The organism is Rhodopseudomonas sp. BR0M22 (genome assembly GCF_010907035.1).
Lineage (GTDB): Bacteria > Pseudomonadota > Alphaproteobacteria > Rhizobiales > Xanthobacteraceae > Rhodopseudomonas.
Map to the genome: position 1 here is coordinate 34,483 of NZ_QUMK01000023.1, position 19,070 is coordinate 53,552.

A 19,070-nucleotide genomic window follows, 5' to 3' on the forward strand; every position below is an offset into this window, starting at 1 on the left:
CACGCTCAGTCCTTCTCTTCTTCGACCGCGGGGGCGGCGAGCGAGCGCAGCACCAGCACCGGCAGGATCAGCGTGAAGACGATGACCTCCTTGTAGTTCGAGGCGTAGAACGAGGAGAACGACTCGACGATGCCGACCACGATCGCGGCGACGGCCGTCAGCGGATAGCTGACCAGTCCGCCGATGATCGCGGCGACGAAGCCCTTGAGGCCGATCAGGAAGCCGGTGTCGTAATAGAGCGTGGTGATCGGCACGATCAGGATGCCGGAGATCGCGCCGATCACCGAGGCGAGCAGGAACGCGATCTGGCCGGAGAGCGAGGTGCGGATGCCGACCAGCCGGGCGCCGAGCCGGTTGACCGCGGTGGCGCGCAGCGCCTTGCCGTAGCGGGTGAAGCCGAAGAACAGCCACAGCGCTGCCATCAGCGCCAGGGTGATGCCGTAGACCGCCAGACTCTGCCCGGTGAACAGCAGCGGCCCGGCAGTCAGCGTCACGTCGGACAGCGGCGGGCCGCGCAGTCCCTCGGCCCCAAAGAAGACCAGGCCGAAGCCCTGCAGCGCCAGGTGGCAGCCCACCGATGCGATCAGCAGCACCAGCACCGAGGTGTGCGCCAGCGGCTGGAAGGCGATGCGATACAGAAACAGCCCGATCGCGGCGACGATCAGCAGCGAAAGCGCGATGTTGACGGCGACGCCGGGTTTGTGCGCCGGCAGCCAGGTCGCCAGCGCCAGCACCACGGCTGGAAACGCGATGTAGATCAGCGCGGCCCGCACCACCTTGGCCAGATGCAGCGATTTGCGGACGCTGAACAGCTCGAAGCCGAACGCGACAAGACCCATCACCAGAGCGAGCTGCGCAGTGCCGGGCACGCCGCCGGCCGACAGCGTCGCGTAGGTGAGGGCGCCGAAGGTGATGAATTCGCCCTGTGGGATCAGAATGACCCGCGTCACCGCGAACACCAGCACCAGCGCAAGGCCGAGCAGTGCGTAGATCGCGCCATTGGTGACGCCGTCCTGCAACAAGAACAGCAGAATCGTGGTGTTCACGCGAACGTCCCCTCCCGCGGAAGCGTCGCTACGCTTCCGTCCGCCGGCAGTTGTATTCTGCTCGACCTATTTGATATGGTGCATAACAATTATCGATTATAAGCTCAAGGCCCGCGACATGCTCGCGGCCGTTTGCCCCTCAGGATCACGAGCCCGGCGATGACCGCATCGAAAACCGCCGCTGCCGTCAAGCCGGCACGCGCCGCGCGCAAGGAGCCGCCGGCCGAGACCGCCGCCGAGGCCTCTGAGCTGATGATGGGCGAGCTGTCGGAGCTGCTCGGCTACGCGCTGAAGCGCGCCCAGCTTCGCGTGTTCGAGGACTTTCTGCAATCGGTCGCGCCGGTGCAACTCACCCCGGCGCAGTTCTCGGTGCTGCTGCTGCTCGACGCCAATCCCGGCCGCAACCAGACTGAGATCGCCACCACGCTCGGCATCCTGCGACCGAATTTCGTGGCGATGCTGGACGCGCTGGAGAGCCGCGGGCTGTGCCAGCGCACCCGCTCGCCGAGCGACCGCCGCTCGCACATTCTGGTGCTGACCGACAAAGGCCGCGCCACCTTGGCGCGCGCCAAGAAGCTGGTCGCGACCCGCCACGAGGCCCGGCTCACCGAACTGCTCGGCCGCGACAACAGCGCTGCGCTGCTGGCGATGCTCGCCAAGATCGCGCGGGAGTTCTGAACGCGCCCAGGGCGCGCGAGGCAGCCTGCGCCTCGGTCGAAAACGCCCTACGGCAAAACTTCCCGGCGTTCGGCCAGTCGGGCGTCGAGAGCGGCGCGCTTGTCGTCCAGCAGGCCGTGGTCTGCGGCTTCGATCACCTCGAACAGGTCCTGTGACTCGGTGATCCGAGGCACGGTGACGTAGTTGGCGCCGGCCCGATACATTGCTTCGACGTCGGCCAGTAGATCGGCGGTGGCGACGATCTGCGCGGTCGGATTGAGGGCGCGGACGTGGCGCACCAGACGCTCGTTGGTGGCGCCCTTCAGCAGCGAGTCCGGCACGCTGAGGATGATGATCTCGGCCTTGGCGACGCCGGCGTGCAGCAGGGTGTCGACGTTGCTGATGTCGCCGTAGATCACATGCATGCCGCGCGTGGTGAGGGTGCTGTAGACCATCGGATTGAAGTCGATCACGCTGATCTGCTTGAGCAGCTCCGGCGCGTGGCGTTCGATCTCGCTGACCAGAGCGCTGGCGGTGCGGAAAAAGCCGAGGATGACGATGCGATGCACCGCGCCGTGGCCCGCCTCTGCGGCTGCGTCGGCACCGCTCTGCTGCTGGCCGAGATCGCGCAAGCCGAGCTTGCTCAGCGCGCCGATCGCGCGGCGGGTGATCGGATCGCTGCGCATGATCACGAAGGTCGACAGCACCGCGAGCAGCACGAAGGCGAACGAGGCGGCGCTGGCGGTCTGGGTGCCGATATGGCCGGCGGCGACGCCGGTCTGGATCACCACCAGCGAGAACTCGCTGATCTGCGCCAGGTTCAGCGCCGGCAGCAGGCTGGCGCGCAGGCCCTGTTTCATCAGATACAGCGGCAGGAAGGTGGTCAGCAGCCGGCTCGCCAGCGTGAACACTGCGATCGCCAGGGCGAGCCCGATCACCGAGCCGTTCGGGATCGGGATCGTCATGCCGAGCGCGACGAAGAACAGCGTGATGAAGAAGTCCCGCAGCGTCGTCACCTTGGCGGTGACGTCGAGCGCGTAGGGGAAGGTCGACAGCGACACGCCGGCGACCAGCGCGCCCATCTCGCGCGACAGATGCAGATGCTCGGCAATGCCGCCGATCAGAAAGCACCATGCCAGCGCCCCGAGCAGCACCAGTTCAGGCGTGCGGGCGATCCGGTGGAACAGCCAGGGCAGCACGTAGCGCGACAAGAGCGCCGCAGTCGCGACCAGTACGGCGACGCGGCCGACCGAGATCAGAAGCACCGAGATCTGCAGATCGGCGAGACTCGGCTGCACCGCGAGGAACAGGATCGCGAAGATGTCCTGCAACACCAGGATTCCGAGCGTGATCCGGCCCGGCAGGGTGTCGAGCTCGCGCTTCTCGTACAGCACCTTGACGATGATCACGGTGGAAGACAGCGCGCAGGCTACCGTCAGATACAGCGCGTCGAAATGGCCGCCGCCGAATGCGAGCCCGATGCCGATGAAGAATGCGATGCCGAGCGCGACGCCGCCGACGATCTGGCCGCCGGCCGCCACCAGGATCACCGGGCCGGCGCGGATGATCTTCTTCAGGTCGATCTCCAGCCCGATCATGAACAGCATGAAGATCAGGCCGAGCTCGGAGATGACCGAAATCGAGTTCTGCGATTTCACCCAGCCAAGGCCGAATGGACCGATCACGAAGCCGGCGATAAGGTAGGCGAGGATCAGCGGTTGACGGAAAAAATGCGCCGCCAGACCGAGCAGCCAGGCGAACAGGATGCTCAGCGTGATATCGCCAATCAGTTCGTGCATGCACCTGCCGCCGTGGAACGCCCTGGCGCGAACATTAAAGGGACAACCATGCTGAGACAATGCATCGGAAGCCCGGCTCGCGGAACGGGACGCCATCGCTTCGGCATTCCCGCGATTCTCTGGGTGACATGCCTGATTCTGTCGGCCAGCGCACCGTGTTTGGCGCAATCATCGGGCCCGCGTGGCATCGCCCAGACGTTTGCTGCGTCGCTGACCGCGTTGCCGGCCGCGCCGCTCACGGTCGGAGGGGCGATCTATGTGCCGGCCTATTCCAGCGTGTCGATCAACCAGGGCGCGACGCGGGCGAATTTCTCGGTGACGCTGAGCATCCACAACGCCTCCGAGACCAGTCCGCTGGTGATCAAACGGATCGCCTATTACGACGGCGCCGGCAAGATGGTGGAGAGCTATCTCGACGCGCCGGTGGCGCTGAAGCCGTTTGCCACCATCGAGGCGTTTGTCCCCACGCTCGACACCCGCGGCGGGACCGGCGCCAACTTCGTGATCGATTGGGCTGCGGCGGGCGAGATCGCCGAGCCGGTGACCGAGGCGCTGATGATCGGCACCTTCGCCAACGGCCATTATGCCTTCATCTCGCAAGGCCGCCCCATCCGCACCACAGCCGGCCGCTGAGCTGGACGCCGCCCCGCGGGCCACAACGCGTGCTCTTCCACCGGTAGCTCTGCACCCCGGATGCTTCTCTTTATACCGCCTGCGCGCTAGGTTGCCGGTGATTACGGCAACCAGGGCTGGGCGGCATGGACAAGTCAGAAACCAACGATCTGCGTGCTCGCGGATGGTGGACCGGCCTCGCCATCGCACTGCTGCTGCTCGGCCTGCCGCTGGCGGTGTGGCTTGACCTCACCAGCCTCGCCGACGCGGCGCTGCGCCGGCAAGCGTCCGATCTGAATTCCGTGATCAAGAGCGTACGGCACTATTACGCCGCCAACGTTGTCGGGCGGATTCTGGCTCATCCTGGTCAAGTGCAGGTGATCCACGACTACGAGAAGGTGCCCGGCGCGATCCCGATTCCGGCGACGCTGTCGCTCGAACTCGGCAAGGTGATCGGCGAGCAGCAGAGCAACATCACCTATCGTTTCGTCTCGGATTATCCGTTCGCCAATCGCGCGCCGCACCGGCTCGACGCCTTCGAGCGCGACGCCCTCGCGGCGCTGCGCAAGGACTCGAGCGAGAACATCGTGTCGGCATCCGCGAGCCTGTTCAGCGACAGCGTCCGGCTGGTGTCGCCGGTGACGATGGCGCCGGCTTGTGTGGCCTGCCACAATACCCACCCCGAAAGCCCGAAGCGCGACTGGAAGGTCGGCGACGTCCGCGGCATCCAGGAGGTGATGATCACCCAGCCGATCGCCGCCAATCTGTTCTCGTTCAAGTTCCTGCTGGCGTACTTCGTGCTGGCCGCGGTGTGCGGGGTATCGTTCCTGGGGATGCAGCGCCGGCAGTCGCAGAAGATCCTGGCGATGAACCACGAGCTGGAGACCAACAACGACTTTCTCGCCTCGCTGTCGATGAAGATCTCGCGCTACATCCCGCCGCAGATCTACAAGAGCATCTTCTCCGGCCAGAAGGACGTCGTCATCCACACCGAGCGCAAGAAGCTGACGATCTTCTTCTCCGACATCCAGAATTTCACCGCGACCACCGAGCGGCTGCAGCCCGAACTGATCACGCAGCTTCTCAACGAGTATTTCACCGAGATGTCGGAGATCGCGCACCGCTACGGCGGCACGATCGACAAGTTCATCGGTGATGCGATGCTGATCTTCTTCGGCGATCCGGAGACCAAGGGCGACCGTGCCGACGCGCAGGCCTGCGTGCGGATGGCCTGGGCGATGCAGCGCCGGCTGTCGGAACTCAACGCCAAATGGCGCGCGGCCGGGATCGAGCAGCCGTTCCGGTCGCGGATCGGGATCAACTCCGGCTATTGCAACGTCGGCAATTTCGGCAGCGCCGACCGGATGGACTACACCATTATCGGTGCCGAGGCGAACCTCGCCGCGCGTCTGCAATCGGTTGCCGAGCCCGGCGGCATCGTCATCAGCTACGAGACCTTCGCGCTGGTCAGCGACATCATCGCCGCGCACGCGCTGCCCTCGATCACCATGAAGGGCATCAGCCGCGAGGTGGTGCCGTATGCGGTCGATCGCCTCCGCGACGGCAGCGAGGCCTCGGCGGTGGTGATCGAGAAAGTGCCCGGCTTCGACTTCCGCCTCGACACCGACGCCGTCGCAGCCACCGACAACGACCGCGTCCGCGCAGTGTTGCTGCAAGCTCTTTCCACGCTCGACCGGCGACAGCCGAAGGCGGCGGAGTAGCAGGATCGATCCACAACAATGGCCGTCATCGCCGGACTTGATCCGGCGATCCATCTTCCTTGAAAAGAGTGAATGCGCCGGGCTTCGCCGCGCCGGAGTGGCCATAGTGCCGCAGGCGGCGCAAGCCCGCGCATGACGACGACTGTTAGCAGCGGCCTCTCGTGCGTCATTGCGAGGAGCGAAGCGACGAAGCAATTCAGAAGCTCAAGGCACGGAGAGCTCAAGGTTCGGAGCTCCTGGATTGCTTCGCTGCGCTCGCAATGACGGAGAGGGGATGAACTAAACTAAAATCACCCGGATATCGTTGACGTTGGTCAGGGTGGGGCCGGTGATCAGCAGGTCGCCGGTCTGGGCGAAGAAGCCGGTGGCATCGTTGTTCGCGAGATAGGCGGCCGGATCGAGCTGGCGCTCAGCAATCTGTGCGAAGGTCGCGGCGTCGATCAGCGCGCCGGCGGGATCGTCGGCGTTGCCGGCGCCGCCGTCGGCGCCGTCGGTGTCGGCCGCGAGTGCGGCGATGTCGGGCAGGTCGGACAGCTGCTGCGCCAGCGCCAGCGCGTATTCCTGGTTAGGGCCGCCGCGGCCCTGGCCGCGCACCGTCACCGTCAATTCGCCGCCGGACAGAATCGCCAGTTTGCGCCCCGCAGCCCGAGCTTCGCGCGCGAGCCGGGCGTGCGCAGCGGCAATCTCGCGGGCTTCGCCTTCGAGATCGGCGCCGAGATCGGCGACCTCGTAGCCGGCGTCGCGCGCAACTTGGATGGCCGCATCGAGCGACTGCCGCGGCCGCGCGATGATCTCGAACTGCGCGCGCGCGAACGCGGCATCGCCGGCCTTGACGCTCTCGTTCCGCTGATCGTTCAGCGCGGCGGCGACCGCGGGATCGAGCTGCAGATCATAGCGGGCCACCAGCGCGCGGGCATCGGCCAGCGTGGTCGGATCCGGCACCGTCGGGCCCGACGCGATCGCGGACGGCTCGTCGCGCGGTACGTCCGAGATCGCCAGCGTCACGATCTGCCCGGCGTGCCGCCCGGCGCGGGCGAGGCGGCCGCCTTTGATCCGCGACAGATGTTTGCGCACCGTGTTGACCTCGCCGATCGGTGCGCCGGAGCGCAGCAGCGCCCGGGTCGCCTGCTGCTTTTGCGCCAGCGTCACGCCCTCGGTCGGCGCGATCCAATTGGCCGAGCCGCCGCCGGACAGCAGCACGAGCAACAGATCGTCCGGCGTCGCGGTCGCGGCGAGAGCGAGGCTGGCTTCGGCGCCGCGCACGCCAGCGGCATCCGGCATCGGATGACCGGCTTCGATCACCTCGACGCGACGGGTCGGCACGCGGTGGCCGTGGCGCGTGGTGGCGATGCCGACCAGTCGCGACGGTTCCAGTCCCAGGTTGTCGAGGTAGTGCCGCTCGGCGGCGGCAGCCATCGCGGCGGCACTTTTTCCCGCGGCGAGGCAGATGATCCGGCCGCGCGGGGGCGGCGGCAGATGCGCGGCGAGCACGCGATCCGGGTGCGCGGCGGCGACGGCCGCATCGAAGATGGAACGGAGCAGCGGGCGATGATCGGTCATGCGCCCGTTGTGGCAGGCGCGCCGCGGGGCGGCAAGACGTGCCATGGAGACCGTCATCCCGGGACGCTCGCGCAGCGAGCGAACCCGGGATCCAGAGGTTCAGGGCAGTTCGGGATTCCGGGTTCGCCGCGCCGCGGCGCCCCGGAATGACAAAGGTGAGGGAGCGACTAGCCGCCGTTCGGCGAATTCACTTCGCCTTCGATCACGTCGCCGAACAGCTTCCAGTTCTCGCCTTCGAACCGCATCATCTGCAGCTGCTCGATCGGCGCAAAGTCGGTCGGTGAGGTATTCAGCGTCACGCCCGGCAGCAGGCCGCCGAGCTGCACGCCCTTCAGGTTCGCCGCCTGTTTCATCACGTTCTCACGGCTGAGGTCGTCGCCGCACTGCTTGATCAGCACCGCAACGGTCTCGGCGATGTTGTAGCCGGTGGTGAACGAGGAGTCGGCGCGGCTGGCGTCCGGCGCGTACTTGGCCATGAACTCGTAATACGCCTTCATGCCCGGGTCGTTTTCCCACTGCTTGTCGGTGGCGTCCTTGGCGTAGGCGGCCGAGACGATGCCCTGCGCATTTTCGAAGCCGGCCGGCTTCATCACGCTGCCGGTCGAGGCCGAGACGTTCGGCCCGATCATCATCGGCTTCCAGGCGAGCTCGGCGACCTTCTTGATGGTCTGAGCCGCGAACTTCGGCGTCGCGAAGATCACCAGCACGTCCGGATTGGCGGCCTTGATCTTGACGATGTGGGAGTCGACGGTCGGCTCGGTCAGCTCGTAGCTGTCCTCGATCACGACCTGCGACGCCTTGGCGCCGAGACCGTCCTTGAGACCCTTCAGATAGTCCTTGCCGAAGTCGTCGCCCTGATACAGCACGGCGATCTTGGCGTCCGGCTTCTCCTTCAGGATGTACTTGGCATAGATCCGGCCTTCGCTCTGGTAGCTCGGCAGCCAGCCCATCGTCCACGGGAAGTGCTTCGGGTCGTTCCACTTGGTAGCGCCCGACGCCAGGAACAGATGCGGCACCTTCTTGGCGTTCAGATACTTCTGGATCGCGGTGTTCGACGGCGTGCCGAGCGGCGAGAACATGAACAGCACTTCGTCGCTCTCGACCAGCTTGCGGGTCTGCTCGACGGCCTTCGGCGGCGAATAGGCGTCGTCGTAGGAGATGTAGACGATCTTGCGGCCGTTGATGCCGCCCTTGTCGTTGATCATCTTGAAATAGGCTTCCTGCGCCCGGCCGACACTGCCGTAGGCGGAAGCGGGGCCCGAATAGGGCACGATGTTGCCGATCTTGACTTCGGTGTCGCTGGCGCCGGGGCCGTATTTCTTCTGTGCCAGCGCTTGCCCGCCGGTGGCGGACAGCAGCGCGACGGCCGCGACGGCGGCAATGGAACGGGAGAGGGCAGACATCGAATTCCTCGCGTGTTGTTGTTGGTTTTGCCGCATGCGCTGCATTGCAGTGCAACAGTGCAGCGGAGCGTTAGCCGTTTCGGCCGGTTGGCTCAACCCGCGGAAATTGCGACGGTTACCAAATTTCGCGCCCATTCCGTCGAATGGAAATAGATCTGCACCGCTGCGCCGAAATGTCGCGCGGATCGGCGGAAGACTGCGTGCGGTTGCGCGCGGCGAAAGGCACGCGCGATCGAAATGCGACTACGCCGCCTGCGTCTTATTCAGATGCGCGGCGACGATCTTCAGGTCGTCGACGAAACGGGCGTATTCGCGCTCTTTAGCTTCGGCGTCGGGCAGGCGCAGCAAATAGGACGGATGCACCGTGACCAGCACCTGCGGGCCGTCGGCGCGGTCGATCAGGCGGCCACGGGTGTTGTTGATCGGGGTGACCTTGCCGAGCACGCTCTGTGCCGCGGTAGCCCCCATGGCGACGACCAGCAGCGGCTGCACGGCGGCGAGTTCGCGCTCGACCCATTGCCGGCACGCCTTGATTTCCGGCGTGTTCGGCTTCTGGTGCAGACGGATCTTGCCGCGCGGCACGAATTTGAAGTGCTTCACCGCGTTGGTCACATAGGTCTTGCTGCGGTCGACGCCGGCTTCCGCCAGCGCCCGATCGAGCATCTGCCCGGCTGGGCCGACGAACGGCTTGCCGGAGAGGTCCTCCTTGTCGCCGGGCTGTTCGCCGACCAGCATCACGGTGGCGTGCGGCGGACCTTCGCCGAACACGGTCTGGGTGGCGTCCTTCCACAGGTCGCAGGCGCGGCAATCTTTCGCTTCCTCGCGCAGATGCGCCAGCGTGTCGGCCTTCGGCTTGGCTCTCTTCATCGGCTGATCCTGTCGCTGCGGCTTCTTCGGCGCAGTCGCCTCGGCCGCGACCATCGCGTGCGCCTTGCGCTCGGCGTGGTCGATCAGCGGCTTGATCAGCACCGCCTCCGGCAGATTGCGCCAATACTTCTTCGGCATCTCGGCCTGCATCGCCTTGGTCTTCAGCCGCGCCGGATTGAAGATGCTGGCGTAGTAGGTGAGCCAGGTTTCTTCGAGGCGATCCTCCGACGGCGCCATCGCTTTGGTGACTCCGGGCGTGATCGCAACCCTGTGGCCGTCCCAATGGGCGCAGACATCGGGTGTCAGGATCGACCATTCCATATCGGCGAAGCGCCGCGCGAAGAACGGCGCGGCCAGCTCGACGATATGGTGCTCCGGCTCGAACCAGGCGACGTAGCGCGACTTCGGCTCGCGTCCGATCTCGCGGAAGCGGACGAAGGCATGCATCTTGTGCTCGTCGCGCCGCACCGCCTTGGCCATCGCCTGCAGCCGCGCCACGTCCGGATCGGTGGCGATGTGCATCAGCTCGGGATTGGCGCGGAGACGCCACAGCAACTGATACAGATAGGCAAAGCGCTGCGGATCGCGATGCAGGATGGCGATCTGCGCCAGCTCGACGAAGCGGGCGGGGACGTTGAAGGTCTGGGCCGGGGCTGGCGATTGAGTAGGGTGTACGAACGGCGTGGCCGTTTCGGCAAACGACCCGGCATCCGGTGCCAGCCCCGCCGCGCCGAACAGCTCCGGCTCGTCGCCGGTCACGCTCCATGTGATATCCGCCGGCGCCACATCCGCCAGCACCAGCTCCCGCGCGGCCTTGCGCCAGCCGCCAAAATCGGTGTCGCTGTCGAGCCGGATGCGGTGCATGGTGGTGATCGCTTGTTCTCCTTGTTCAATTAGTTGAGGATTACCCTTCAACGCGTCATGGCCGGGCTCGTCCCGGCCATCCACGTCTTTCTTGCGGTGCGCGACAGAAGGCGTGGATGCCCGGGACAAGCCCGGGCATGACGGAGGTTGTCTTTATGCGCTTAGTTCAAAACCCAAATCCCAGTTGCTGCGCCTTCGGCCGAAATCGCTCCGCCAGCCGTGCGCCGTCGAGCTGGTAAGCCGGCGGGCGGTGGTCGGGGAGAACGATGAACGGGAGCGCCTTGTTCCTTGGGATGTGGAGTTTGGCGAGGTCCGTGCTGCGGATCGCGCTGTGGCGGCGGGTGTCGATGATGCGGTCGACCGCCTTGCGGCCGAAGCCGGGAATGCGCAGCAATTCCTCGCGGCTGGCGCGATTGACGTCGAGCGGGAAGCGCTCGCGGTGGCGCAGCGCCCAGGCCAGTTTCGGATCCATCTCCAGCGACAGCATGCCGGCGGCGGGATCGATGATTTCGCCGGCGTCGAAGCCGTAGAACCGCATCAGCCAGTCGGCCTGGTACAGCCGATGTTCGCGCACCAGGGGCGGCGCCTGCAGCGGCAGAGCCCGGCTGGAATCGGGGATCGGGCTGAACGCCGAGTAGTACACCCGCTTCAGATTGTATGAGCCGTAGAGGTTGGCGCTGGTGTTGAGGATGGTCTGGTCGGTGGCGCTGTCGGCGCCGACGATCATCTGCGTGCTCTGGCCGGCCGGTGCGAAGCGCGGCGGCTTGGCGCGGGTGGGGGCCTTCCGCGCCTCGGCTTTCGCCTCGGTCGCTTCATCCAGCTTCAGCCGTAGCCGCCCCATGGTGCGGCGGATGGCGCGGACGTTCTTCTCCGGCGCCAATTGAGCGAGGCTGTTCTCCTCCGGCATCTCGATATTGATGCTGAGCCGGTCGGCATAGCGGCCGGCCTTGGCGATCAGCGCGTCGTCGGCTTCCGGGATCGTCTTCAGATGAATGTAGCCGCGGAAGTGATGCTCCTCCCGGAGGCACCGCGCCACTTCGACGATCTGCTCCATGGTGTAGTCGGCGCTGCGGATGATGCCCGAGGATAGAAACAGCCCCTCGATGTAGTTGCGGCGATAGAAGTCGAGCGTGAGCTGCACCACCTCGTCGATGGTGAAGCGCGCGCGCGGCACGTTCGACGAGGCACGGTTGACGCAGTACAGGCAGTCATAGGCGCAGGCATTGGTGAGCAGCACCTTGAGCAGCGAGATGCAGCGGCCGTCCGGCGCATAAGAATGACAGATGCCCATGCCGGGCGCCGTGGAGCCGAGACCCTTGCCGCCCTGGCTGTCGCGTTTCTCCGTCCCGCTGGAGGCGCAGGAGGCGTCGTATTTTGCCGCGTCCGCCAGGATGGCCAGCTTGCGCTGCACGTCCATGCTTGGAATCTCCTTGATTCATCTCGCGAAAAAATTTGCCGCAAGACCTCGGTGCGATCCCGATTGACTCCGCCCGGGAGCAGGGATTTATTAGAACATATCATGAACAAATGAGCCGGCAACGGGTTCATCGAATCCGAAAAACGGCAAACGGAAAAAGGAGCGGCGCATGGACAGCGCGCGCCTCGGCATGCTTGCGCGCCTGCAGGGCGAGATCGACCGGCTCGAAAGCGGCACGGCGGAGACGCTGCGCCGCGTGCCGCTCGGCCATGACGACGTGGATGCGGTGCTGCACGGCGGCCTGATGCAGGGCGCGCTGCACGAAGTGTTCTGCGATGGCCGTCACGCCTCTGCTGCAACCGGCTTCATCGCCGGCGTGGCGCAGCTGCTCGCCGAGGCGCGCTATCTGCTCTGGATCCGCCAGGATTTTTCCGCGCGCGAGAACGGTGACCTGGCGATGGAGGGGCTGGCCGAACTCGGCTTCGACCCGCGCCGCCTGGTGATGGTGCGCGCCCATGATGCCGACAGCGCGCTCCGCGCCGCCGCCGATGCGCTGGCCTGCAACGGGCTCGGCGCGGTGATCACCGAACTGTGGGGCGAGACCCGCGCGTTCGATTCCGTCGCCTCGCGAAAACTGACGCTGGCGGCGCAGCAGTCCGGCGTTACCGCGCTGATGCTGCGGATCGCCGCTGCGCCGCAGGCTTCGACCGCGGAAACCCGCTGGGTGATCCGTGCGGCGCCTTCGCCGCCGATCGAAGGCTGGGGCGCTCCGGTGCTGGACACCTCTCTTGTTCGCAATCGTCGCGGCCAGACCGGCCGCTGGATCATGGAATGGAATTGTGATGCGTGCCGCTTCCGTGAACCGCAGGCGTATCCTCGGCCTTTGGCTGCCGAGGCTTTCGACCGATCGGGTCGAACGGGCCTCGCTGCAGGCGAGCACCGGCTCGCCGGCTGATGCTGCGCCTCCGCGTGTCGTTGCCGCCAAGCGCGACAACGCGCTGGTGGTGGTCGCCTGCGATGCGCGCGCCAGCCGCGGCGGCGTGATGCCCGGAATGCCGCTCGCCACCGTGCGGGCGATGCATCCGGCGGTCGATGTCATCGACCACGACCCGCATGCCGATGCGGCGCTGCTGAATGCGATCGCCGACTGGTGCGATCGCTTCACGCCGTTGGTGGCGTTCGACGGCGCCGACGGGCTGCTGCTCGACATCACCGGCTGCGCGCATCTGTTCGGCGACGAGGCGAAGCTGCTGAACACGCTGACCGCGGCGCTGACGCGGCAGGGCTTTGCGGTCAGCGCCGCGATCGCCGGCACCGCGGTGGCGGCACGGGCGCTGACCCGCGGCGGCTCCGGCCTGATCGTCGCGCCGGGAGACGAGCTGCGCGCGGTGGCGCCGCTGCCGGTGGCGGCGCTGGGCGTCGATGACGCGATCGTCCGCGGCCTGCGCCGCGCCGGGTTCAAGACGGTCGGTGAAGTGCTGGCGCGGCAGCCGACCGAACTCGCCGCAAGGTTCGGTGAAGGCTTCGTCGCGGTGCTGCGCCAGGCGACCGGCGAAGACGACGCGCCGATCTCGCCGCGGCGGCCGGCACCGGACTACGTAGTCGACAAGAATTTTCCCGAACCGGTTGCCACCACCGAGGTCATTCTGCCGACGCTGCTGGCGCTGGCGCGGCTGCTGATCGCCGCGATGGAGCGGAGTGGCAAAGGCGCGCGGCAGCTCACCGCGAGCTTTTTTCGCAGTGACGGCGCGGTGCGCTCGATCAGCGTCGAGACCGGACAGCCGGTGACGCGGGTCGAGGTGGTGCAGCGGCTGTTTGCCGAGAAGCTCGACGCGCTCGCCGATCCGCTCGATCCCGGTTTCGGTTTCGATCTGATCCGGCTCGCCGCCAGCGTCAGCGTGGCGGTGACCGAGGCGCAGCGCGGCTTCGACACCACCGCGCATCAGGCCGAGGATGTCGCCTTGCTGGCCGACACGTTGGCGGCGCGGCTCGGCGCGCGGCGGGTGGTGCGCTATCTGCCGCAGGATACGCACATCCCGGAGCGCGCCGCGCTGGCCGTGCCGGTGCAGCATTGTCCGCCGGACGCCGGCGATGCGCCGTGGCCGGGGCGCGCCGACGAGCCGCCGCTACGGCCGCTGCGGCTGTTGCAACAGCCCGAGCTGATCGAAGTCATCGCCGGTACGCCGGACGATCCGCCGGCGCAATTCACCTGGCGCCGCGTTCACCACCGCGTCACCCGCGCCGAAGGCCCCGAACGCATCGCGATGGAATGGTGGCGCACCGCCGAGCCCGGCCTGACCCGCGATTACTTCCGCATCGAAGACGAAGCCGGCGCGCGGTTCTGGGTGTACCGCGACGGACTCTACAATGTCGAAGTGACGCCCCAGCCCGACGGCACCGGCCAGCCGCGCTGGTACATGCATGGATTGTTTGCGTGAAGGATGTGGACGAGTGGATAGGCACAGCCTCTCCCCGTCATTGCGAGCGAAGCGAAGCAATCCAGAAGCTCCGTGCACTGAGCTGGATTGCTTCGTCGCTTCGCTCCTCGCAATGACGAAGTCAGTTGTCAGTTCAAGAATCCAAGGCGGATCGCATGACACCGCGCTACGCCGAGATCGGCCTCACCACTAATTTCTCGTTCCTCGAAGGCGGCTCGCATCCGCAGGACTATGTCCATGAAGCGAGCCGGCTCAGGCTCGACGCCATCGGGATCGCCGACCGCAACACGCTGGCCGGCGTGGTCCGTGCTTATAGCGAGCTCGACAATAAAGACCTCGTCCATAAACCGAAGCTGCTGATCGGCGCGCGGCTGTGCTTTGTCGACGGCACGCCGGACACTCTCGCCTATCCGACCGACCGCGCCGCCTACGGCCGCCTCTGCCGCCTGCTCAGCACCGGCAAGCTGCGTGCGGAGAAAGGCGAGTGCCATCTGACGTTTGGGGATTTGGAGGAGTTCATCCACGAGCCTGCGAGGTCAACCCCTCAGCCTTCCGCCTCTATCCATCAGTTTCCAACGCCGTCATGGCCGGGCTCGTCCCGGCCATCCACGTCTTTAAGCAAGGCCGTGCTGGTGTCCGTGGATGCCCGGGTCAAGCCCGGGCATGACGGTGGGAAATGTATGGCCAGTAACTCTCAGATCTTGCTGGTGGTGATGCCATCCTATCGCTTCCAAACCAAGACGATCGCCACCGCATTGGATCGTCTCGCCGCGCTCAACGCCGGCGCCGTCTGGCTCGGCCTGGCACCGTATTATCGCGGCGACGACAAGCGGCGGCTCGATCGGCTGCGCCGTATCGCGGCTATCGCCAAGGTGCCGTGCATCGCCACCAACGACGTGCTGTATCACCATCCGCGGCGGCGGGCGCTGCAGGATGTGCTGACCTGCGTGCGCGAGAAGACCACGATCGATAAAGCCGGGCGCCGGCTGGAAGCCAATGCCGAGCGGCACTTGAAGCCCGCCGCCGAGATGGCGCGGCTGTTTCGCCATGATCCCGATGCCATCGCCGAGACGCTGCGCTTCGCCGAGCGGATCGATTTCTCGCTCGATCAGCTCAAATATCAATATCCAGACGAACCCGTGCCACCGGGCAAAACCGCGCAGCGTCATCTCGAGGATCTGACCTGGGCCGGTGCGCATAAAGCGTTCCCCAAGGGGATTTCGCCGCGTACCAAGAAGGTGCTGCACAAGGAGCTGCGGCTGATCCGCAAGCTGCGCTACGCGCACTACTTCCTCACCGTGCACGACATCGTGCAGTTCGCGCGCTCGCAGAACATCCTGTGCCAGGGCCGCGGCTCGGCGGCGAACTCGGCTGTGTGCTACGTGCTCGGCGTCACCGCGGTTAACCCGGCCGAGGTCGACCTCTTGTTCGAGCGTTTCATCTCCAAGGAGCGGCTGGAGCCGCCTGATATCGACGTCGACTTCGAGCACGTCCGGCGCGAGGAGGTGATGCAATACGTTTATCGCCGCTACGGCCGCCACCGCGCCGCGATCGTCGCCACCGTCATTCACTATCGGCCGCGCTCGGCGATCCGCGACGTCGGCAAGGCGCTGGGGCTGACCGAGGACGTCACCGCGGCGCTGGCCGATACGGTGTGGGGCAGCTGGGGCAAGGGCCTCAACGACATGCAGGTCAAGCAGGCCGGGCTCGATCCGGCCAATCCGATGATCGCGCTCGCGGTGGAACTCGCCACCGAGCTGATCGAATTTCCGCGGCATCTGTCGCAGCACGTCGGCGGTTACGTGCTGACCCAGGATCGGCTCGATAGTTACGTGCCGGTCGGCAACGCCGCGATGGCGGATCGCACCTTCATCGAGTGGGACAAGGACGACATCGACACCCTGAAGATGATGAAGGTCGACGTGCTGGCGCTCGGCATGCTGACCTGCATCCGCAAATGCTTCGACCTGATTGACGCACACAAGCGCGAACGCTGGACGCTCGCCAGCCTGCCGCGCGGGGTGCCGGCAGTTTACGACATGCTGTGCCGCGGCGAGTCGCTCGGCGTGTTCCAGGTCGAGAGCCGGGCGCAGATGAACATGCTGCCGCGGCTGAAGCCGCGCATATTCTACGATCTCGTCATCGAAGTCGCGATCGTGCGGCCCGGCCCGATCCAGGGCGACATGGTGCACCCTTATCTGCGCCGGCGTAACAAGCAGGAAGACGTCTCTTATCCGTCGCCATCGCCGCAGCACGGCGACAAGGACGAACTCCGCAAGGTGCTGCACAAGACGCTCGGCGTCCCGCTGTTTCAGGAACAGGCGATGCGCATCGCCATCGAGGCGGCCAAGTTCACGCCCGAACAGGCCAACGGCCTGCGCCGCGCGATGGCAACGTTTCGCAATGTCGGCACCATCGGCAAGTTCGAGTCGATGATGGTCGAGAACATGGTGGCGCGCGGCTACGAGCGTGCGTTTGCGCAAAACTGTTTCGAGCAGATCAAGGGCTTCGGCTCTTATGGCTTTCCTGAGAGCCACGCCGCCAGTTTCGCTCAATTGGTCTATGCGTCGTCATGGCTCAAGCACGTGCATCCCGACGCGTTCTGCTGCGCATTGCTTAACTCGCAGCCGATGGGGTTCTACGCGCCGGCGCAGATCGTCGGTGATGCGCGCGCCAACAAGGTCGAGGTGCGGCCGGTCGATGTCTCGTTCAGCGAAGGCCAATGCACGCTCGAAGAACCAGCCGGCAAGTATCACGCGGTGCGGCTCGGCTTCCGGATGATCGACGGCTTCCGCTGGGCCGATCCGGACGAGGAGCGGGTGCGCCTGGAAGCTGGTGAAGCGCCGAGCGACGACTGGGCGGCACGCATCGTCGCGGCGCGGGCGAGAGGGGCGTTCACCTCGCTCGAACAGTTCGCCCGCATCACCGCGCTGCCGAAGCGCGCGCTGATCCTGCTCGCCGACTCCGACGCGTTCCGCTCGCTCGGGCTCGATCGCCGTGCCGCGCTGTGGGCGGTGCGGCGGCTGCCCGACGATGTGCCGCTGCCATTGTTCGAAGCCGCGCACGCCCGCGAGCAGGACGACGAGCGCGCCGCGCCGCTGCCTTTGATGCCGATGGCCGAGCACGTCGTCGCCGATTATCAGACGGTGCGGCTGTCCCTGAAGGGCCACCCGATGGAATTTCTGCGCGCGCTGTTCGCCGCCGAGCGGGTCGTGACATGCCGAGAGGTGTCGCAGTCCAAGCAGCGCGCGAGCGGCCGCTGGCTGCGCTGCGCCGGCGTCGTGCTGGTGCGGCAGCGGCCGGGCAGTGCCAATGGGGTGATCTTCATGACCATCGAGGACGAGACCGGCATCGCCAACATCGTGGTGTGGCCGGCCATCATGGAGAAATTTCGCAAAGAGGTGATGGGCGCCCGGCTGGTGCTGGTCGAGGGCAGGGTGCAGGCGAGCCCTGAAGGCGTGGTGCATCTCGTCGCCGAACGCCTGATCGATCGCAGCCATGAGATGGGCCGGCTCGCCGAAGGTCTGGTTCGCCCGGCGCTGCCGGACGGCGCCGACTTCTACGAGCAACTGACCTCTGAGAAGCGCGGCTACGAAGCCCTCAACGGCGACCGCCGCGACACGCCCGACGCCCCCGCCCAACGCCATCGCCACCCCCGCGACGTCCGCATCCTGCCGCCGTCACGGGATTTTCACTAAGCGATCACGCCGCCAGCGAAGCGGCCCGTTCGCGGAACGACAACGCGGTCGCTGCAGCGCCGATCTCGAACGGCGTGACGTCCGACCAAAACCGGCTGGTGAATTTCCGCGCATCGACGCGGTACGGACGATCCCACAGGAACCGCATCTCGGTCATCTCCCGCAGCATCGGCGAGACCGTTCCGACCACCGGCAGCAGCCATTGCGGCAGCGACGCGATCCGCGCGGGCGTGCCGAGCGCCCGGGCGCCGAGTTCGAGGATCTGCCGCGGGGTGCGGATCGGTGCGCTCGGCATGTGCCAGGCCTGTCCGAAGGCGTCGTCCGGGGCGTCGAGCAAAGTCGCGACCGCGCGTGCGATATCCGGTACGTAAGCGAAGTCGTGCGGCGTGTCGGGCGGTGCGATCAGCATCGCGCGCTTGCCCTTGGCGAGTGCGCCGAATGCGAGATCGCCGAGATGCGACAGCCCGACGCCCGGCCCGTAGAAGTCGGGCGCCCGCAGCGCCGCGACGCGCACCTGGCCGGCGGCGCTCGCCGCCGTCCACAGCCGCGTAATGGCGGCCCGCACCGCGGGTTTCACGCCGCTGTCGGTCAGCGGCATGTCCTCGCGCAGCGGCTCGTGCTGCGGGCCGTACATATACAGATTGTCGACGAACACCATTCGTGCGTTCGCCGCAGCGGCTGCCGCCAGCACGTTCTGCATCGCTGCCGGCCACGAGGCGCGCCAAACCTCCCCGACATACGGAAAGCCGATCGCGACGACGATCTGCCTGGCGCCCGCGACGGCACTTGCGACCGATGCGGGATCGAGTACGTCGCAAGCTTGAAACACAGCGCCGCGCGGCAGATCGGCGGGCCGGGATCGTTGTGCCACCCGCACCGCGACGTCTTTGGTGGTGAGCAATCCGCTCGTGGCGCGGCCGACCGGGCCGTAGCCGAGAACGACGATTTCTGGCGTCATGGTCATGTCCTTTCAACGTCGATGCCGGGA

At 66.4% G+C, this 19,070-nt stretch carries 13 protein-coding genes; 6 read left to right on the forward strand and 7 right to left on the reverse strand.

The genetic code is table 11. The features are described from left to right. Positions 1-5 precede the first annotated feature (5 nt). Positions 6-1,046, reverse strand: coding sequence for a branched-chain amino acid ABC transporter permease (locus DY468_RS09770; protein WP_164604619.1), 1,041 nt, complete (start codon positions 1,044-1,046; stop codon positions 6-8). A gap of 159 nt (positions 1,047-1,205) precedes the next feature. On the opposite strand from DY468_RS09770, the gene DY468_RS09775 reads away from it, so the two are divergent. Continuing rightward, positions 1,206-1,724: a MarR family winged helix-turn-helix transcriptional regulator gene (locus DY468_RS09775; protein ID WP_164604620.1), complete on the forward strand. Its 519-nt coding sequence runs from the start codon at positions 1,206-1,208 to the stop codon at positions 1,722-1,724. A 47-nt stretch (positions 1,725-1,771) separates the two neighbouring features. On the opposite strand, the gene DY468_RS09780 is transcribed toward DY468_RS09775, so the two are convergent. Continuing rightward, positions 1,772-3,502, reverse strand: coding sequence for a cation:proton antiporter (locus DY468_RS09780; RefSeq protein ID WP_164604621.1), 1,731 nt, complete (start codon positions 3,500-3,502; stop codon positions 1,772-1,774). A gap of 48 nt (positions 3,503-3,550) precedes the next feature. On the opposite strand from DY468_RS09780, the gene DY468_RS09785 reads away from it, so the two are divergent. Both DY468_RS09785 and DY468_RS09790 read left to right on the forward strand, forming a co-directional pair. After that, positions 3,551-4,135, forward strand: a complete 585-nt coding sequence (locus tag DY468_RS09785; protein ID WP_164604622.1) for a DUF3124 domain-containing protein — start codon at positions 3,551-3,553, stop codon at positions 4,133-4,135. A 125-nt stretch (positions 4,136-4,260) separates the two neighbouring features. Beyond that, positions 4,261-5,835: an adenylate/guanylate cyclase domain-containing protein gene (locus DY468_RS09790; protein ID WP_164604623.1), complete on the forward strand. Its 1,575-nt coding sequence runs from the start codon at positions 4,261-4,263 to the stop codon at positions 5,833-5,835. Positions 5,836-6,114: 279 nt separating this feature from the next. On the opposite strand, the gene DY468_RS09795 is transcribed toward DY468_RS09790, so the two are convergent. From DY468_RS09795 to DY468_RS09810, 4 genes are all read right to left on the reverse strand, one after another. Beyond that, the gene (locus DY468_RS09795) at positions 6,115-7,395 is read right to left on the reverse strand and encodes a glycerate kinase type-2 family protein (protein ID WP_164604624.1); all 1,281 of its coding nucleotides are present in this window, start codon (positions 7,393-7,395) and stop codon (positions 6,115-6,117) included. Positions 7,396-7,562: 167 nt separating this feature from the next. Then, a complete protein-coding gene (locus DY468_RS09800) occupies positions 7,563-8,798 on the reverse strand; it encodes an ABC transporter substrate-binding protein (RefSeq protein ID WP_164604625.1) in 1,236 nt (411 codons plus the stop codon). Between the two features lie 243 nt (positions 8,799-9,041). Beyond that, positions 9,042-10,529 carry a UdgX family uracil-DNA binding protein gene (locus tag DY468_RS09805; RefSeq protein ID WP_164604626.1) on the reverse strand — a complete coding sequence of 496 codons (1,488 nt, stop codon included), beginning with the start codon at positions 10,527-10,529 and terminating at the stop codon, positions 9,042-9,044. Positions 10,530-10,695: 166 nt separating this feature from the next. Next, positions 10,696-11,946 (reverse strand): putative DNA modification/repair radical SAM protein, encoded by a 1,251-nt coding sequence (locus DY468_RS09810; RefSeq protein WP_164604627.1) that lies wholly within the window; start codon positions 11,944-11,946, stop codon positions 10,696-10,698. A gap of 169 nt (positions 11,947-12,115) precedes the next feature. On the opposite strand from DY468_RS09810, the gene DY468_RS09815 reads away from it, so the two are divergent. The 3 genes from DY468_RS09815 to DY468_RS09825 all read left to right on the forward strand — a co-directional run bounded on the left by DY468_RS09815 (position 12,116) and on the right by DY468_RS09825 (position 18,082). Next, complete coding sequence (locus DY468_RS09815) at positions 12,116-12,901, forward strand: ImuA family protein (protein ID WP_164604628.1); 786 nt, start codon at positions 12,116-12,118, stop codon at positions 12,899-12,901. Continuing rightward, complete coding sequence (locus DY468_RS09820) at positions 12,789-14,384, forward strand: Y-family DNA polymerase (RefSeq protein ID WP_164604629.1); 1,596 nt, start codon at positions 12,789-12,791, stop codon at positions 14,382-14,384. The genes DY468_RS09815 and DY468_RS09820 overlap by 113 nt, the downstream gene beginning before the upstream one ends. A gap of 155 nt (positions 14,385-14,539) precedes the next feature. Then, positions 14,540-18,082 carry an error-prone DNA polymerase gene (locus DY468_RS09825; protein ID WP_164604630.1) on the forward strand — a complete coding sequence of 1,181 codons (3,543 nt, stop codon included), beginning with the start codon at positions 14,540-14,542 and terminating at the stop codon, positions 18,080-18,082. A 4-nt stretch (positions 18,083-18,086) separates the two neighbouring features. On the opposite strand, the gene DY468_RS09830 is transcribed toward DY468_RS09825, so the two are convergent. Then, positions 18,087-19,040 carry an NAD-dependent epimerase/dehydratase family protein gene (locus tag DY468_RS09830; protein ID WP_164604631.1) on the reverse strand — a complete coding sequence of 318 codons (954 nt, stop codon included), beginning with the start codon at positions 19,038-19,040 and terminating at the stop codon, positions 18,087-18,089. Between the last annotated feature and the right edge of the window lie 30 nt (positions 19,041-19,070).

Excerpts from the sequence above, each read along its gene's own strand:
- DY468_RS09795 (WP_164604624.1), bottom strand. The coding sequence starts at position 7,395 with ATGACCGATCATCGCCCGCTGCTCCGTTCCATCTTCGATGCGGCCGTC.
- DY468_RS09800 (WP_164604625.1), bottom strand. The coding sequence starts at position 8,798 with ATGTCTGCCCTCTCCCGTTCCATTGCCGCCGTCGCGGCCGTCGCGCTG.
- DY468_RS09805 (WP_164604626.1), bottom strand. The coding sequence starts at position 10,529 with ATGCACCGCATCCGGCTCGACAGCGACACCGATTTTGGCGGCTGGCGC.
- DY468_RS09790 (WP_164604623.1), top strand. The coding sequence starts at position 4,261 with ATGGACAAGTCAGAAACCAACGATCTGCGTGCTCGCGGATGGTGGACC.
- DY468_RS09825 (WP_164604630.1), top strand. The coding sequence starts at position 14,540 with ATGACACCGCGCTACGCCGAGATCGGCCTCACCACTAATTTCTCGTTC.
- DY468_RS09830 (WP_164604631.1), bottom strand. The coding sequence starts at position 19,040 with ATGACGCCAGAAATCGTCGTTCTCGGCTACGGCCCGGTCGGCCGCGCC.
- DY468_RS09820 (WP_164604629.1), top strand. The coding sequence starts at position 12,789 with ATGCGTGCCGCTTCCGTGAACCGCAGGCGTATCCTCGGCCTTTGGCTG.
- DY468_RS09785 (WP_164604622.1), top strand. The coding sequence starts at position 3,551 with ATGCTGAGACAATGCATCGGAAGCCCGGCTCGCGGAACGGGACGCCAT.
- DY468_RS09810 (WP_164604627.1), bottom strand. The coding sequence starts at position 11,946 with ATGGACGTGCAGCGCAAGCTGGCCATCCTGGCGGACGCGGCAAAATAC.
- DY468_RS09780 (WP_164604621.1), bottom strand. The coding sequence starts at position 3,502 with ATGCACGAACTGATTGGCGATATCACGCTGAGCATCCTGTTCGCCTGG.
- DY468_RS09815 (WP_164604628.1), top strand. The coding sequence starts at position 12,116 with ATGGACAGCGCGCGCCTCGGCATGCTTGCGCGCCTGCAGGGCGAGATC.
- DY468_RS09775 (WP_164604620.1), top strand. The coding sequence starts at position 1,206 with ATGACCGCATCGAAAACCGCCGCTGCCGTCAAGCCGGCACGCGCCGCG.